Source organism: Mycobacterium sp. TY814 (assembly GCF_030755175.1).
Taxonomy (GTDB): Bacteria; Actinomycetota; Actinomycetes; order Mycobacteriales; family Mycobacteriaceae; genus Mycobacterium.
Genome location: NZ_JAUFRY010000002.1, coordinates 1,664,903 through 1,680,269, shown reverse-complemented (window position 1 = coordinate 1,680,269; position 15,367 = coordinate 1,664,903). Strand labels below are relative to the sequence as shown.

At 64.9% G+C, this 15,367-nt stretch carries 16 protein-coding genes and 1 pseudogene; 13 read left to right on the top strand and 4 right to left on the bottom strand.

Annotated elements, in window-relative coordinates; genetic code table 11:
- Positions 1-74 precede the first annotated feature (74 nt).
- The 9 genes from QXH22_RS21075 (at position 75) to QXH22_RS30555 (ending at position 6,002) form a co-directional block, all read left to right on the top strand.
- Positions 75-905, top strand: a complete 831-nt coding sequence (locus QXH22_RS21075; RefSeq protein ID WP_306276853.1) for a hypothetical protein — start codon at positions 75-77, stop codon at positions 903-905.
- Positions 906-1,042: 137 nt separating this feature from the next.
- Positions 1,043-1,372: an HNH endonuclease signature motif containing protein gene (locus tag QXH22_RS21070; RefSeq protein ID WP_306276852.1), complete on the top strand. Its 330-nt coding sequence runs from the start codon at positions 1,043-1,045 to the stop codon at positions 1,370-1,372.
- The gene (locus tag QXH22_RS21065; protein ID WP_306276851.1) at positions 1,369-1,773 is read left to right on the top strand and encodes a hypothetical protein; all 405 of its coding nucleotides are present in this window, start codon (positions 1,369-1,371) and stop codon (positions 1,771-1,773) included. Before QXH22_RS21070 ends, QXH22_RS21065 begins: the two co-directional genes overlap by 4 nt.
- Positions 1,770-2,138 carry a WhiB family transcriptional regulator gene (locus tag QXH22_RS30560; RefSeq protein WP_371934272.1) on the top strand — a complete coding sequence of 123 codons (369 nt, stop codon included), beginning with the start codon at positions 1,770-1,772 and terminating at the stop codon, positions 2,136-2,138. Before QXH22_RS21065 ends, QXH22_RS30560 begins: the two co-directional genes overlap by 4 nt.
- A gap of 71 nt (positions 2,139-2,209) precedes the next feature.
- Complete coding sequence (locus QXH22_RS21055; protein ID WP_306276850.1) at positions 2,210-3,136, top strand: hypothetical protein; 927 nt, start codon at positions 2,210-2,212, stop codon at positions 3,134-3,136.
- Positions 3,137-3,262: 126 nt separating this feature from the next.
- Positions 3,263-3,637 (top strand): hypothetical protein, encoded by a 375-nt coding sequence (locus QXH22_RS21050; RefSeq protein WP_306276849.1) that lies wholly within the window; start codon positions 3,263-3,265, stop codon positions 3,635-3,637.
- Complete coding sequence (locus QXH22_RS21045) at positions 3,634-5,010, top strand: hypothetical protein (RefSeq protein WP_306276848.1); 1,377 nt, start codon at positions 3,634-3,636, stop codon at positions 5,008-5,010. Before QXH22_RS21050 ends, QXH22_RS21045 begins: the two co-directional genes overlap by 4 nt.
- A 40-nt stretch (positions 5,011-5,050) precedes the next feature.
- On the top strand, positions 5,051-5,575 hold the full coding sequence (locus QXH22_RS21040; protein WP_306276847.1) for a DUF2510 domain-containing protein: 525 nt from the start codon (positions 5,051-5,053) through the stop codon (positions 5,573-5,575).
- Positions 5,576-5,648: 73 nt separating this feature from the next.
- Positions 5,649-6,002, top strand: coding sequence for a Rha family transcriptional regulator (locus tag QXH22_RS30555; protein WP_371934288.1), 354 nt, complete (start codon positions 5,649-5,651; stop codon positions 6,000-6,002).
- On the opposite strand, the gene QXH22_RS21035 is transcribed toward QXH22_RS30555, so the two are convergent.
- Positions 5,906-6,538 carry a hypothetical protein gene (locus QXH22_RS21035; protein WP_306276846.1) on the bottom strand — a complete coding sequence of 211 codons (633 nt, stop codon included), beginning with the start codon at positions 6,536-6,538 and terminating at the stop codon, positions 5,906-5,908. The genes QXH22_RS30555 and QXH22_RS21035 overlap by 97 nt on opposite strands.
- Positions 6,539-6,589: 51 nt before the next feature.
- Complete coding sequence (locus QXH22_RS21030; protein WP_306276845.1) at positions 6,590-6,985, bottom strand: hypothetical protein; 396 nt, start codon at positions 6,983-6,985, stop codon at positions 6,590-6,592.
- An 83-nt stretch (positions 6,986-7,068) separates the two neighbouring features.
- Here QXH22_RS21030 and QXH22_RS21025 point away from each other — a divergent pair.
- A pseudogene (locus tag QXH22_RS21025) lies at positions 7,069-7,449 on the top strand (hypothetical protein); the annotation flags it as partial.
- Positions 7,450-7,660: 211 nt separating this feature from the next.
- On the opposite strand, the gene QXH22_RS21020 reads toward QXH22_RS21025, so the two are convergent.
- A complete protein-coding gene (locus tag QXH22_RS21020) occupies positions 7,661-10,039 on the bottom strand; it encodes a phosphoketolase (RefSeq protein ID WP_306240447.1) in 2,379 nt (792 codons plus the stop codon).
- A 43-nt stretch (positions 10,040-10,082) separates the two neighbouring features.
- A complete protein-coding gene (locus QXH22_RS21015; RefSeq protein ID WP_306240446.1) occupies positions 10,083-10,931 on the bottom strand; it encodes an SDR family oxidoreductase in 849 nt (282 codons plus the stop codon).
- Between the two features lie 33 nt (positions 10,932-10,964).
- Between QXH22_RS21015 and QXH22_RS21010 the strand changes: the two genes are divergently transcribed.
- Genes QXH22_RS21010 through QXH22_RS21000 form a run of 3 tightly spaced genes read left to right on the top strand, consistent with a single transcriptional unit; the run spans position 10,965 to position 15,287 of the window.
- Positions 10,965-11,483 carry a GNAT family N-acetyltransferase gene (locus tag QXH22_RS21010; RefSeq protein WP_306276844.1) on the top strand — a complete coding sequence of 173 codons (519 nt, stop codon included), beginning with the start codon at positions 10,965-10,967 and terminating at the stop codon, positions 11,481-11,483.
- Between the two features lie 4 nt (positions 11,484-11,487).
- Positions 11,488-13,836: a CoA transferase gene (locus QXH22_RS21005; protein WP_306276843.1), complete on the top strand. Its 2,349-nt coding sequence runs from the start codon at positions 11,488-11,490 to the stop codon at positions 13,834-13,836.
- 17 nt (positions 13,837-13,853) lie between these two features.
- Entirely contained in the window at positions 13,854-15,287 is a 1,434-nt protein-coding gene (locus QXH22_RS21000; RefSeq protein WP_306276842.1) for an aldehyde dehydrogenase, read from the top strand.
- The last annotated feature ends 80 nt before the right edge of the window (positions 15,288-15,367 follow it).

Here is a 15,367-nt window from a genome sequence, read left to right as displayed (position 1 = left end):
GACATCCCTATAACCACCACGTCAAAGGAGAGTCAATTCCCATGGTAGCAATAACAACCCGCAGCCCGCTGTCAATGGAGGCCCTGGAAATCATCGCCAACGCACCCGGCATTCCGGATGCCGGTGACGATATGAGGCCAGCCTGGCGGCAGTTCCATCAGGCGGCCACCAGTGCAGTGGCCAACCACTGGACCGAGACCGAGTTCCGAAACTTCGTCCAGGACGGCATCAAGACCGCAGAAGGCAAGACAGCCAACCGACTGTGGCGGGTGCTCACCCACCGCCGGGGCCGCAAACAGAAGTGGGCCACCGTGGACCGCCTCTTGTCGAGTGCGTGGAATGCAGCGGTGGAGAACATCGCCAAGGGATTTAACCCCCAGCGGGAGAGGGACATTCTGCTCACGGCTGAGCTGTGGTCCCACGCAATCGCCAATCCCTGCTTCGACCTCAGTAATTCGGAGGCCGATGTCTTGGGCGTCGCCTGCTCCGAAGTCACCCGCCGCAAGTTCCGGAAGGTCACCCTCCCTGGTCGCCTTGTCGCCGAACTCACCGGCCTCTCCCACAAGGGTGCCGTCGATGCTCTTCGATCCCTGACCGCCAAGGGGATTCTGGTTCAACACTCGCGGGGAACGTGGGTGGGTCTGGGCAACAAAGGCAGGGCAGCTATCTACTCTCTTGCCGACCCTGCTGAATGTGCTTCTCTCCTGGGAACACTCACCCTACACCAGGAAACCCCCTCTGACCAGCATCTTTCTAACCATCAAGGCCCCAGTGGTACACATATAACTCCTCTCCTGGGAGAGGTATGTATAGAAAAGAACCCTTATCACTCAAGGGATTTGGGTGAGGGGGGACCTCCAACGGGTCAACATCCCGGCTCACAAGGGGTCGGGGGTGTCCAATGACCCGCTCAGCCAGCCCCGCACTCGCCCTCTTTTGGAGTCGCGTGAACGTCAACGGCCCCTGGTCTGATCTCCTTGAGTCCCGATGCTGGGTCTGGGAGGGAACGACCAACGGGCCAGCGGGTTACGGGTTGCTGCAGATGAAATCCTCCCTGGGCCGGTGGAAGATGCTGGCCCACCGCTTCGGCTACGAAGCCGCCCACGGTCCGATCCCGGCTGGACTGACTGTTGACCACCTGTGCCGCAACACCCTGTGCGTGAGGCCAGACCACCTGGAAGCGGTGACGCAGCGTGTGAACATCCTGCGGGGACAAGGTCTGACCGCTCTGCACGCCCGCAAGACCCACTGCCCAGCGGGACACGAGTACACCGCTGAGAACACCCGGCTGCACCGTACTTCCCGTCATTGCCGCACCTGCGACCGCGACCACCAGCGCCGCAGGCGTGCTGAACTCAAGGCGGCTGCATGACCCTCACCAGGTATCGGCACCGGCCACCAGTGAGGTCAGGCCAGCAGGTGTTCGCCTACCGCAACCTGCATCGGGCCGGGTGGTCACTAAGGGCAACCGACGGCGAACACGCAGGGCTGGTCGTAGCCCATGCCGGTGAGGTCATCATCGGCGGTGCTCGGTTCGTAGTCCGGGAATCAGGTCGCCAGCGTGTTCTGAGGGAGCACCGCAAGAACGTTCACGCCGGAGTCATAGGGGGAGTCTTGTTTGAAGAGGACTTCCATCCCGACGTGCGTGTCACCTACGACCCCTATCGCTGGGGCACCTTCGTCAACGCTGAGACCGGGGAGCCGATTACCGAGGCCGTCAAGGTCTACCTCGATCCCAACGGTAAGGCCTGGGCTCAGGGGGTGGGCTATTGATCGCTGACGGCTCATGGCCAGAGGACGCAGCTTGCCGTGGCACCGCCAACCCCGAGTGGTGGTTCCCGGAGCAGGGTGGCAGCTGCCGTGCGGCCAAGAGGGTCTGCTTCACCTGCACGGTGCAGCAGGCATGCCTGGACCACGCCCTAACCCACGATGAAGGTTTCGGCATCTGGGGTGGTTTCGGCGAGAAGGAGCGCAGGGGACTCAAAGCCGGTCAGCCCATCGGGGACCGACGCTTGCTATGCCGCCAGGGCCATGACCTTCTCATCGTGGGGACCACGCCAAGCAACGAGTGCAAGCAGTGCCAGCGAGATGCCCAGAAGCGATGGCGGAGCAAGCGACACCACAGGAGGGCCAGTTGACCGAGTGCCAGAAGTGCTCACGCAGGGCGCAGATGTTCTTGTGCCCAATCTGCACCCGAGAACTGCGGGATATGTTCACCGCCCTGGCCGGGGCGACGCTTGCCCATGGGGAGCGCTCACCGGGTTGGCTGGAACACCTCTACGAGGCAGCTACGGGCCAGGCGAAGTTCGGGCAATTGCTGCGCTACAGCCGCACCGACGAAGCCCCCCTGAAGTTCAACGAGAAGGCCAGCGACCTACTCGCCTACGCCGAATCGGTGCTGTCGGAGTGGGTCAGGGATCTCTGCGAACAGCGGGGAATCATCTGGGTGCCCCTGAAGTCGGTGGAAATGGCGTTCATTGGCCCTCTGCTTCCTGAATGGCGACGGCTGCCAGTGGATTACAGGGCAACGCCCGTCGACGCCGCAGAATGGCTCTCAGTCCATGTTTCCGCCATTGCCTCCGATGAGGGTGCGGGGGTTGCCTACCGGGAGATCAAGGAGCTGGTGGACGACATCGAGCACCTCATTGACCGGCCCCGGCCACGCCGGTTCTGTGGGCCATGCCCGGCACAGTTAGACCAGGAGCACAAGAAGGACTGCCGCAAGGTCCACCCTCATGCCTGTGGTGTGGCCCTGATGGCTGATCGTGAAGCCAACGAGGTGAAATGCCCGGCCTGCAAGACAACCCACAACGTCCAAGAGGTGACTGCGCAGGCGCTCACTGACATCGGGGACTGGTCCTTCACTCAGCATGAGCTGCTACACGTGGTGCTTCCGGCATTCTCACAGCCGGTGCCAGCACGGACATTTCGCAGCTGGTGCCACGGACGCAAGCTCATCCCAGTGAAGTACCGACGACCCGACGGGACTGACAGCCTCACCTGGACCGGCCCGGCAGACAAGCCGATGTATCAGCTCTCTGATGTTCGGCAGCTGCGTGATGAGAAGCCGCAGACCGCATCAACCGGTGCTGCTGCCTCACGGCGGAAATCTCCGAAAAGTTGTCATGTCAATTGACGTGACTCGCGACTGATCTACTGCGACACTTGCCGCATATCTGGGTGGTACTCCCTACCCAAAATCAGGCCGCTGTAAAGACTCTGAGATCGCGGCAACCTCCTTGACCACAGGAGAACCACACCCATGCGGGTAGCTTTTCTCGGGAACTTTGGGGTGTCCTACTCCTCGGAGTCACACCACGCGAAGTCACTGGAAGCCCTGCGCCATGAGGTCATCAGGCTGCAAGAGCCCAAGACTGCCGCATCAACGATCAGGGCCGAGGCCGAGCAGTCCGACTTGTTCGTCTGGGTTCATACCCATGGGTGGTTCACACCCGGCATCTCCGAGGCCATCGACCACATCAAGGCGCACGGTGTCCCGGTGGTGGCCTATCACCTTGACGCCTACCGCCAGATCCCTGACCGGTGGTCGCAGTACCAGCGTGACTCCGAGATCATCGGGGGCCTTTCGGCGTTTCGCAAAGAAGCCGAGAGAGCCAGCTCTAATATGCGGACGTGACGGTTGTATACAACGAGCAAGCGCGTCCCCGGGCCGTTGTCGCGGGCTGCACGGAAGAGCATCCGGTCGCCCAGGCAGCTGCTGCAGCCGTTGGATTTCTTAGCTGCGAAGCAATGAACCGGCATCCTCCCCATGAACGCGATGTGGTCATCGTGTGGCAGAAGGTCGTGTCTAGCGGCAACACACGCCTCAATGTAGGAGGTGATGGGCAGCGGCATCTTCGCGTTCTGCAGTTTGGCGGCGATCCGGCCAGCACGTTTTCGATGGGTATCCACGGAAGCCCCGGTCCGGTTCTGTCTCGGGCGGTCGCTGGGGAGCTGATGATCCCGGAGACGTGTCCACCCCCTCTGCGTTCCCTCGTCAAGCGGACACTCATTCCGCTCCTCGCGTCGCGAAGCAGCGAACGAACGGTGCTGCGGAGCACGTGGGGCAACGACTCTATGAACACCAGATTTGAGCCGCTGGTGATGACATCGAACGGAAATACGCTCGCTGCCATATACAGCCATCCCAACATCCAAGAAGTTTGGTATCTGCCCGTCTTAGCTCAGGACGTCGACTTCGACTTCGCAGCCTGGATCGAAGCCGCGATGCTGCACTGGCATGAGCAGGATGCCACCCGCTTCCCTGGGCCACCAGATTGGACCAGATCGAAGGACTGGATGACTCACGAGGAGCTTGAACTTCAGAAGCAGGTGGAGATTGCGCGGACAGAGTTGGAGCAGCGAGTGGCCGAATTGACCACTGAGGTAGAGGCCCGAGAACTGGCACTAACCGAAGCGCGGGACCGCCACAATCGCGAGGAGAGAATCTTGCTCACGGGCCAGGGTGAGGAACTCGTGGATGCCGTCCATGACATGCTTCATCGCCTGGATTTCGATGTTGTTGACGTCGACAAGGAACGTGCGGCCGAAGATCTCAAATCCGGCAGTACGCGCCCGAAACTAGAGGACCTCCGGGTGACAGACCCGGAGACTTCCTGGCGAGCGCTTGCCGAGGTCAAAGGCTATGTCGGCGGAGGCAAAACCAGCGACTTCCAGAAGATCAATCGTTTTGTAGGCATCTACCAGGTGCAGAACGGGTCACCGCCCGATGCGGTCTGGTACGTGGTCAATCAGTTCTTGGATAGACCGCCCGACCAGCGTCCGCTCCTCATGGGAGGCCAGGCAGAAGACGTCGAAGTGTTTGCTCAGACAGTCAACGGCGTCCTGGTCGATACCCGCGACCTCTTCGCCGTGGCCCGCCTCGTTGCGGCAGGTGAGTTAACAAAAGCAGAGGCCAGGCGCATGCTGATGGACGCCCAGCGGCGCTTCTCTCGGGATGGCCAGCAGCAGCCGCCAGCCCAGCCGGATGAGGCCGCAACGGACGCCTGAGTCTTCCGGAGTCCCGTCGTCAAGGTCTAACTTCGAGAAGGTGAGCACCGAAGTCTGGATACTTCTGTGGCTGGTGTGCCCAGCCCTCGGGGTGGCAATCGCGAACTCCAAGAACCGTCACTGGTCTGAGGGCTTCCTCCTGGGCCTCCTGCTCGGCGGCCTGGGCGTCATCATCGAGCTGTTCATGCGCACTCTGCCCCCCAGGCAACCCCTACCGGGGTGGTATCCCGACCCAGAGGGCAGTGGCAGTCAGCGCTATTGGAGTGGCCAGGCCTGGGACGACGTTCCCCAACGCCCTATGAATACCAGCGCTCAGTCAGCCCAAGCCCGAACCAAGAAGTGCCCGGACTGCGCCGAGACGATCCTGGCCGAAGCCAAGGTCTGCAAACACTGCGGATACCGCTACGCCCGTGCCAGCAGGGCCGTGGCGGTCACTGCGTCTGAGGAGTCCGTAAAGGTGAAGTGCCACAACTGCCAGCACGTGCAGACGGTCCCGCAGAGCGCAGCCACATTCGAGTGCGAGGAGTGCAGCACCAGGCTCAAGCGCCGAACCGCCGCGAGCTAAAGTGAGCGGCCTTCGGGGAGTTTGCTCCGGGCAATTCCACGTTTGAAACGCGGAAAATAAACCGCAGGTCCAGATCGTTCTCGTTGCCGAGGATGGACTCTTCACCACCTCAGAGATCGTTGCTCAGGGTTGCGAGGTTCAGCACAAGAACGTATTGGAGCTGATCCGCAACAACCAGGAGGACTTCGAGGAGTTTGGAGGGGTCGCGTTTGAAACGCGACCCTTTGAAACTGCAGGTGGAGTACAGGAACGCACCTACGCCATCCTCAATGAGGAGCAAGCAGCCCTGCTGATGACCTACATGCGCAACAGCCCAGTGGTCAAGGACTTTCAGCCAGCCCGCGCATTCAGGTTGGCCAGGATCGTGGTGGCAGCCTCCATGTTGGCGTTCCCGGAGTTCAGGTACTGCCGGGCCTGCTGGATGTAGGACGCCGGTGTGAACTCGTCAAAGCTCTGGCACATCGCAGCGGCCTGGCGGTAGTTGGTCACCACGCCCTGCAGTTCCCGGGTCAGTGCAGCGTCCGGAGTCGGCAGCACTGCCGCCAGGTTGTTGACATCGGTGGCGAGCTGCCGACACCCGACACGACCGTCAGCCATCCGGCCCTCGGTGAAGGCCTGACCGACGCTCATCAAGGTGGCCGACAGGTTGTCCATGGCCGGATGAGATCGAGTCGCCCACTGCTGGATGGTCTCGCCGGGTGGGGCCTGCGATGGCAGTGACGCGATGGTGGATGGAGCAGCGGCAGATGGTGGAGCCGAGTGGTGATCGGAACCCGAGCTGAACACCATCACCACGGCAACGAAGAACACGAACACGATCAACGCCCCACCGCCCAGGAGAACCAGGGGGATGAGTAGAACCGACAGGCCACTCTTGCGCTTGGGCCCAGGCCAGGGCGGAGGACCGGGCGGGGGATACCAACCGGGACCAGGCGGAGGAGGTGGTGCGGAGGGCGTGGTCATGTGATGAAAATACGCCGCTGATCAGCCGATGTACACAGATCTGTAAGCCCGCTATTCCTGGGGCGGCTCGTCAAGACGCTCGGTGATGGTGATCGTTGCGTCCTTGACGGAACGGACGCGAAACCGCATGTCCAGCAGGTGCGTTATCTGCCGAAGCAACTCAAACGGGTCCAGACCGTTGTGGATTTGAATGTCGACGGCTCGGATCTCGGACTGTTCCGAAATGTGACGGTCGCCCAACTCAGACCTTCGAACCGCGATGACATGGGGTTGGTGCATGCCGGACTCGCCACCACCGAAATCCAGCCCGATGATGGCGAACTCATCGCGATCTACCCCCGTGAGCGTGTAGACATCGACGGTCCCAGTCAGCTTCTCGTCTAGTTGCGCTGTGCCGATCCAGTCGGGGTAGCTCACCGAAGCGTGGCCCCACTCGTACTCGTCCATTGCTCTCCCTTCTCGTGGCCCCGACAATAGGCGACAGGTCCGACAGACCCCGTGAAGCGAAGAGTATTTCGGCCAGTCGATGACACCATCTGATGAAAACGTTCTGGGGCTGGACCGAGCAGCAACTCGCCGACGGCACCCTGATCCTGACCTCCCCGGGCGGAGACACCCACGTCACCACCCCCGGCTCCGCGCTGCTGTTTCCCAGCCTGTGCCACGCCGTGGGCGGCATGCCCGCCCCCGAAGCCCACACCACCCCACCGGCCGACTACTGCGCCGAACGCACCGCGATGATGCCCACCCGCCGCCGCACCCGCACCCAAGACCGCGCCGCCCGCGTCGCCGCCGAACGCCGCGCCAACCACAACGCCCGCACCGCCACCGACTCCACCACCGCCGACCACTTCGCCTACGCCGACAACCACCCACCACCACACCCCAACGACGACCCGCCACCCTTTTGAGTGACCGGTCAACACCTCACGCTGAGGCGATGGGGAGTATCAGTGCTGCCCGCAAGACGATGCGGGCGGCCTGAGTCCACAAAACGGTCACGGCTGTCGCCCTCCGTCTGCGAGGGCCCCGATGCACCGCCGCCGGAGGCGCTTCAGCGGCCATCGTGCGGGTTCCCCTTCATGTGCGAGGGGTGATCACGCGGCGCGTAGCCCGCGCGCCTCACATGGCCTGCCAGGTCCATCCCGAGATCTGCGGGTCGTCCTCGCCGTGCTCACGCGTGTAGCTGCGCGCGGACAGCCGCGCGTCCGCCATCCGCTGGCGCAAGCCGGCAGCGCGGCTGGCCAATCCGTCGACGCGATCGATCACGTCCATCACCAGGTGGAAGCGGTCCAGGTCGTTGAGCATCACCATGTCGAAAGGCGTTGTGGTGGTTCCGCGTTCCTTGAAGCCGCGCACGTGCATGTGGTGGTGCCCGGCGCGACGGTAGGTCAGGCGGTGGATCAACCAGGGATAACCGTGATAGGCGAAGATCACCGGCTTGTCTCGGGTGAACAGTGCGTCATATTCGTTGTCGGGCAACCCATGTGGGTGTTCTGAATCCGGTTGCAGCCGCATCAGGTCGACCACGTTGATCACCCGCACGGCCAGGTCCGGCAATTCACGCCGCAGAATATCCGCCGCCGCAAGGATTTCCAGTGTCGGAATGTCGCCGGCACACCCCAGCACCACGTCCGGCTCGGCGGTCGCGGTGCTGGCCCACGGCCAGATCCCCAGCCCCCGGGTGCAATGCAGCACCGCATCCTCCATCGATAGGTAGGACAGCGCCGGCTGCTTGCCCGCGACGATGACGTTGATGTAGTTGCGACTCCGCAGGCAGTGATCGGCCACCGACAGCAAGGTGTTGCCGTCCGGCGGCAGGTACACGCGGGTCAGCTCGGCGCGCTTGTTGGCGACCAGGTCGATGAAACCGGGGTCCTGGTGCGACGCGCCGTTGTGGTCCTGGCGCCACACATGGGAACTGAGCAGGTAGTTCAGCGACGCGATCGGCCGTCGCCACGGCAGATCCAACGTGGTAGCCAACCACTTCGCATGTTGATTGAGCATCGAGTCGACGATGTGCACGAACGCCTCGTAGCAATTGAACAGCCCGTGCCTGCCGGTTAGCAGATAGCCCTCCAGCCAGCCCTGGCACAGATGCTCCGACAGCACCTCCATCACCCGGCCGTCGGGAGCGAGGTGATCGTCTTGGGGCTCCGTCTCAGAGACCCACACCCGGTTGGTGGCGCCGAATACCGCGTCCAAGCGGTTGGACGCGGTCTCGTCGGGCCCCATCAGCCGGAATCGATCGGGGTTGCGGGTGATCACATCCCGCAGGAACGTGCCCAGCACTCGGGTGGCCTCGTGCGTCGCCGCCGCAGGGTGCTCGACAGGCACGGCGTAGTCGCGAAAGTCGGGCAGGTCGAGGTCGTGCAGCAACACGCCGCCGTTGGCGTGCGGGTTGGCACTCATACGTCGATTACCCCGCGGTGCAACGGCTTTCAGCTCAGATCGCAATCGTCCGTCGGTGTCGAACAACTCTTCGGGGCGGTAGCTGCGCAGCCATTCTTCCAGCTGAGCCCGATGCTCGGGATTCTCGTGCGTGGCGGCCAGCGGGACCTGGTGGGAACGCCAGGTGCCCTCCACCTGGTGGCCGTCGACCACCTTGGGACCGGTCCAGCCCTTGGGCGTACGCAGCACGATCATCGGCCACACCGGACGCTCGGTCGCGGAGCCGGAGCGCGCGGAACGCTGAATCGCCGCAATATCGTCAAAGGCGTCGTCGAGTGCGGCGGCCAACTGCCGGTGCACACTCTTCGGGTCGTCCCCGGACACTGTGATCGGCCTGTAGCCGTAACCGCGCATCAATGATTCGAGCTCGGCCTCCGGGATGCGGGCCAGCACAGTGGGATTGGCGATCTTGTATCCGTTGAGGTGCAGGATCGGCAGCACCGCGCCGTCGACGGCCGGGTTGAGGAACTTGTTGGAATGCCAGCTGGCGGCCAGCGGCCCCGTCTCCGCCTCGCCGTCGCCCACCACGCATGCGACCACCAGATCTGGATTGTCGAACGCCGCGCCATACGCGTGCACCAGGGCGTATCCGAGTTCACCCCCCTCGTGGATCGACCCCGGAGTCTGCGCAGCCACGTGGCTGGGGATGCCGCCGGGGAAGGAGAACTGCCGGAACAGCTTGCGCAGCCCGTCCGTGTCTTCTTCGATGCCGGTGTACACCTCGCTGTAGGTGCCTTCGAGATAGGCGTTGGCAACCAGTCCGGGCCCACCGTGGCCCGGTCCGGTGATGTAGATGACGTTCGCGTCGCGGTTGCGGATGATCCGGTTCAGGTGTGCATAGACGAGGTTGAGCCCGGGCGTGGTGCCCCAGTGTCCGAGCAGCCGCGGTTTGACGTGCTCGGCGGCCAGCGGTTCGGCAAGCAGGGGGTTGTCCAGCAGATAGATCTGACCGACCGAGAGGTAGTTCGCGGCCCGCCAGTAGGCGTGGATCAGTTCCAGTTCTTCATCGGGCAGGGTCGCGGGCATGGTCTCAGGACTCATGGAGCTCATCTACCCGATTGTCGAGTCCTCAAATGAACTCCGTCTTACGAGTTCACTCCTCGCCGCGCGCACGTGCCTCATAGGCCCGGCGCTTTTCGACGTCGATCTGGTCGGTGAAGACGTGGTCACCGCCGATCAGACGGTTCAACGCCTCGGCGGCACGGCGCGGCCAGAATTTCTGCGACGTGACCATGGCCCCGGCGATCTTGGTGATCCGCACCCGCGGCTTGGGCTGCGCAATCAGCCCGACGACGGCGGCGGCGATCTCGGCCGGCTCGGCGTTGCGGAAGCCTTTCATCCCGGAGGTACCCGCAACGAGTTCGGTGTTGACGAATGTGGGCAGCACGGAGGAGAAATGCACGCCCGCCGAGCGGTACTCCAGCCTGGCGGAATCGGTGAAGCCGAGCACCGCGTGCTTGCTCGCGACATAGGTGGCCAGCCCCACGATGTGCATCTCGCCGGCGAGTGAGGCGATGTTGATGACATGGCCCTGCCCGCGCGGGACCATCCGCTGGGCGGCCAGCTTGCTGCCCAGGATCACGCCGTAGACGTTGATGTCGAGGATGCGGCGGGTGACGGCGTCGGGCTCGTCGATAATCCGGCCCACCGGCATGATGCCGGCATTGTTGACCAGCACGTCGATCGGCCCCAGCTGACGTTCAACCTGATCCAGGAAATCTGCGAACGAATTCGCGTCTGTCACATCGAGTTTGCCGTACACCTCGAGGCCGAGGTCAGCACCGGATTCCTTGACCGTCGCTTCGTCGATGTCACCGATTGCCACTTTGGCACCCAGCTTGTGCAGCGCCGTCGCCGTCGCCAGCCCGATGCCCCGCGCTCCGCCGGTGACCACCACCACTTTGTCGCGCACCTTCAACCCGACCGATCCCGAATCTGTCATGCCAGACACGTTAGGCCGCCGGATACTGCAACGGTGACCGAGGTACGCGACGCCGTCCCCACCGATGCCCCCGAGGTGGCGGGGGTGCACGTGCGATCCTGGCGGTCGGCATACCGGGGCCTGATCGACCAGGACTATCTGGACGGCCTGACACCCGAAGCATGGACGTCGCGGTACGACTTCGGGCGGGTGGGCCTGCGAATACCGTCCACGCTGGTGGCCGTGCGCGAGGACACCATATGCGGCTTTGCCAGTGTCGGCCTGTGCCGGGACGACGAACTTGCGGATCTCGGTGAACTGATGGCGCTCTACGTCGATCCGGCCCACCTCCACACCGGCATCGGCCGTTTGCTCATCGACGCTGCCCGGGCACGGTTGACGGCCCGCGGGTTTACCGCCGCGGCCCTGTGGGTGCTGCGCGGCAACGACCGGGCACGCCGGTTCTACGAACGCGACGGCTGGCAACCCGACGGGACAGAGCGCAGCAGGGTGTACGGCGGACAGCCGGCGGAGGAGGTGCGGTATCGCCGCACACTGGTTTGGCTACGGTGATGCCATGCCCAAGCTCCTCGACGCGGTCCGTGTCGTGGACTTGTCGGCCGGTGATGCCGACACGGTCACCCGCCTGCTGGCCGATCTAGGGGCAGACGTACTCAAGGTGGAGCCGCCAGGCGGCAGCCCGGCGCGCACAACGCTGCCGACCCTGGCCGGGGCGAGCATCCCCTTCGCCGTGCACAACGCGAACAAACGCAGCACCGTTCTGGACCCCGACGACGACGGCGATCGCCGGCAACTACACGACCTGGCCGCCGCGGCGGACATCCTCGTCGACACCGGCCAGGCCGCCGGCTACGGGACATCCGGCGCCGATCTGGCCGACAGGTATCCACAGCTCGTGGTGCTGGCGATCAGCGATTTCGGCGCGACGGGACCGCGTTCGTCCTGGCGGGCCACCGACGCGGTGCTCTACGCCATGTCAGGGTCGCTGTCCCGCACCGGTCCCACCGTCGGTACGCCCGTGCTGCCACCGACCGGTATCGCCTCGGCGACCGCGGCGGCGCAGGCCGCCTGGGCCGCACTTGCCGCCTACTACAATCGATTGCGTTGTGGGACAGGTGATTTCATCGACTTCTCGCGCTTCGACGCGGTGGTCATGGCGCTGGACCCGGCGTTCGGAGCGCACGGACAGGCCGCCGCCGGCGTGCGCAGCGGCAGCCGGTGGCGCGGCCGCCCGAAGAACCAGGACGCCTATCCGATCTATCCGTGCCAGGACGGCTACGTCCGGCTCTGCGTGATGGCGCCGCGCCAATGGCGCGGGCTGCGACGTTGGCTGGGGGAGCCGGAGGATTTCCAGGATCCCAAGTACGAAGCCATCGGCGCGCGGTTCGCGGCGTGGCCGCAGATCAGTCTGCTGGTGGAGACCTTGTTCGCCGGCAAGACGATGAAGGAGTTGGTGTCCGCCGGGCAGGCGCACGGGGTGCCCATCGCCGCGGTGCTCACCCCGGCGCGGATCCTGGCGTCCGAACACTTCCAGCAGGTGGGGGCCATCACCGATGCCGAACTCGTGCCCGGCGTCCACGCCCGGGTGCCGACCGGCTACTTCGTGGTCGACGGCGAGCACTGCGGCTTTCGGACACCGGCGCCAGCGGTCGGGCACGACCCGCCGCGGTGGCCGGCAGATCCCGCACCGGTGCCGCCACCGTCCGGCTCCACCGGCGGCTATCCGCTCGCGGGTCTGCGGATCCTCGATCTCGGCATCATCGTCGCCGGCGGCGAACTGGGACGGTTGTTCGGCGACCTCGGCGCCGATGTCATCAAGGTGGAGTCGGCGCAGTATCCAGACGGCCTGCGCCAGGCGCGGGCCGGCGACGCGATGAGCGAATCATTCGCCTGGGCCCACCGCAATCACCGCGCCCTGGGCATCGATCTGCGCAGTGAGAAAGGCAGGGAGATCTTCGCGCGCCTGGTCAACGAGGCCGACGCGGTGTTCGCCAATTTCAAGCCGGGAACCCTTGCCTCCCTTGGCTTTGACTACGACACACTGTCCGCGCTCAATCCGCGGATCGTGCTTGCCGGCAGCAGCGCGTTCGGCAGCACCGGCCCGTGGAGCACCCGGCTGGGCTACGGCCCACTGGTGCGCGCGACGACGGGCGCCACCCGGGTGTGGACCTCCGATGACGCCCGGTCCGAGGGTGCCCGGCACTCGTTCTACGACGCGACGACGATCTTCCCCGACCACGTGGTGGGCCGAATCGCCGCCGTCCTGGCTCTGGCCGCGCTCATCCGCCGCGACCGCGACGGCGAAGGTGCCCACGTCCATATTTCCCAGGCCGAGGTCGTGGTGAACCAACTCGACACCTTGTTCGTCACAGAAGGCGCGCTGGCCGCGGGCCTACCCGACATCCGCACCGACACCAGCGTGCACGCGGTCTGCCCGTGCTTCGGTGACGACGAATGGTGCGTCGTCTCAATCGGCAAGGACCACGAATGGGATTGTCTGGCATCGCTTTTGGGTGAGGCGGCCGACGACCAGGCCGGGTTGGTCGCCGCGCTCAGGCGGTGGACCAGCACCCGCACACCCCTGCAGGCGGCCCAGTCACTCCAGGAAGCGGGGGTGGCCGCCGGGCCGATGAACCGGCCACCCGACATCCTCGAGGATCCGCAGCTGCTGCAGCGAAACCTGTTCAGCGACATGACACATCCGCTCATCGCACGGGTGCTGCCTGCCGAAACCGGCCCGGCTCCGTTTCGCCATATCCCGCCCGCACTGCAACGTCCGGCGCCACAGCCGGGCCAGGACACCCGGGCGATCTGCGAACAGCTGCTCGGCATGAGTCCCGATGAAGTCGAGGCCTTGATCGGCGAAGGCGTACTGTTCGCACCGGAGGCAACGGAGCCGTCGTAGCCACAGGAGGCACGCCCGTGACATCTTCGCTCGCGCAGTTTTTTGTGGATGGCCGGTTCCAGACCGCCGACAACAGCGAAACCGTGGTGGAAGCCGCGACCGGCGAACCGCTCGGCGACGGGGCCGTCGTCAGGGAATCCGACATCGACGCCGCCGTCGCCGCCGCGCGCCGGGCGCTACTGGATTGGCGAGCCAGCTCACCCGAGTTTCGCGCCGGCCTGCTTAACGCGATGGCCGATGCGCTCAAAGCACGGGCCAAGGCAACCAGTGAACTGGTGACGCGCGAGAACGGCATGCCCATCCGGCTGTCGCGCGGCGCCAACGGTGCATTCCCGGGGCTACTGCTGCGGTACTACGCGCAGCTGGTCACCGAGGTTCCCGTCGAAGAAGTGCGGCCGAGCATGACCGGACACACGATCGTGCGGCGGGAGGCCGTCGGGGTGGTGGGCGCGATCGTGCCGTGGAACTACCCGCAGGCCCTGGCCGCGATGAAGGTGGCGCCCGCGCTCGCCGCGGGCTGCACCGTGGTCCTCAAAGCCTCACCCGAAACCGCCTTGGACGCATTGGTATTCGCGGAAGCCGCGGTGGAGGCCGGACTGCCGCCCGGCGTGCTCAATGTCGTGTCGGGCGGTCCGGCCGTCGGCGCGGCGCTGGTGTCACACCCCGGTGTCGACAAGGTCGCGTTCACCGGTTCGACGGCCACCGGTCGCTTGGTCGCCGAGACCTGCGGGCGCCTGATGCGGCCGGTGACCCTCGAACTGGGCGGCAAGTCTGCGGCGATCATCCTCGACGACGCCGACCTGGACGCCACGATGCGCGGACTTCGCAACGCCTCCTTCGTCAACAACGGCCAGACCTGCCACCTGAGCTCACGCATCCTGGCCCCGAAATCGCGCTACGACGAGATCGTCGACGCCGTCGCAGCACTGGCCGCGAGCATGGCGGTAGGCGACCCGCTGGATCCGGGCACCGAAATCGGTCCCATGGTCAGCTCGCGGCAACGCGAACGGGTGCTGGGCTATATCGACGTCGGCAAGAACAGCGGCGCCAGGCTGGTCGCCGGCGGGTCGATTCCCAAGGAGCAACCGCGCGGCTGGTTCGTGGAACCGACAGTGTTCGCCGACGTCGACAACTCCGACCGGCTGGCCCGCGAGGAGATCTTCGGCCCGGTGCTCACCATCAGCGCCTACGACAGCGACGACGAGGCGATCGCACTGGCCAACGACACCGAATTCGGCCTCGCCGGCACCGTGTGGTCCACCGACGTCGACCGTGCTACCGCCGTGGCGCGGGCCGTGCACACCGGCACCATCGGCGTCAACGACTACGCCCTGGACGTGCGCGCCCCCTTCGGCGGCGTCAAGGCCAGCGGGATGGGCCGCGAGCTGGGCCCCGAAGGGTTGGAGGCCTACCGCACGCTGAAGTCGATCTACCGGACCGGCCCGGCCTGATCTCTCCCGCCTGACCTCGACCCCCGAGCGTGAAGCTGGCTTCACACTCGGGCGGCGATGCGGGCCTAACCCCGCCGCGA

Bases quoted from the DNA above. Each gene is read 5' to 3' on its own strand.
- QXH22_RS21020 (WP_306240447.1), bottom strand. From the start codon at position 10,039: ATGAGCTCCATGAGTCCTGAGACCATGCCCGCGACCCTGCCCGATGAA.
- QXH22_RS21065 (WP_306276851.1), top strand. From the start codon at position 1,369: ATGACCCTCACCAGGTATCGGCACCGGCCACCAGTGAGGTCAGGCCAG.
- QXH22_RS21035 (WP_306276846.1), bottom strand. From the start codon at position 6,538: ATGACCACGCCCTCCGCACCACCTCCTCCGCCTGGTCCCGGTTGGTAT.
- QXH22_RS21015 (WP_306240446.1), bottom strand. From the start codon at position 10,931: ATGACAGATTCGGGATCGGTCGGGTTGAAGGTGCGCGACAAAGTGGTG.
- QXH22_RS21055 (WP_306276850.1), top strand. From the start codon at position 2,210: ATGTTCACCGCCCTGGCCGGGGCGACGCTTGCCCATGGGGAGCGCTCA.
- QXH22_RS21005 (WP_306276843.1), top strand. From the start codon at position 11,488: ATGCCCAAGCTCCTCGACGCGGTCCGTGTCGTGGACTTGTCGGCCGGT.
- QXH22_RS21030 (WP_306276845.1), bottom strand. From the start codon at position 6,985: ATGGACGAGTACGAGTGGGGCCACGCTTCGGTGAGCTACCCCGACTGG.
- QXH22_RS21070 (WP_306276852.1), top strand. From the start codon at position 1,043: ATGAAATCCTCCCTGGGCCGGTGGAAGATGCTGGCCCACCGCTTCGGC.
- QXH22_RS21050 (WP_306276849.1), top strand. From the start codon at position 3,263: ATGCGGGTAGCTTTTCTCGGGAACTTTGGGGTGTCCTACTCCTCGGAG.
- QXH22_RS21075 (WP_306276853.1), top strand. From the start codon at position 75: ATGGAGGCCCTGGAAATCATCGCCAACGCACCCGGCATTCCGGATGCC.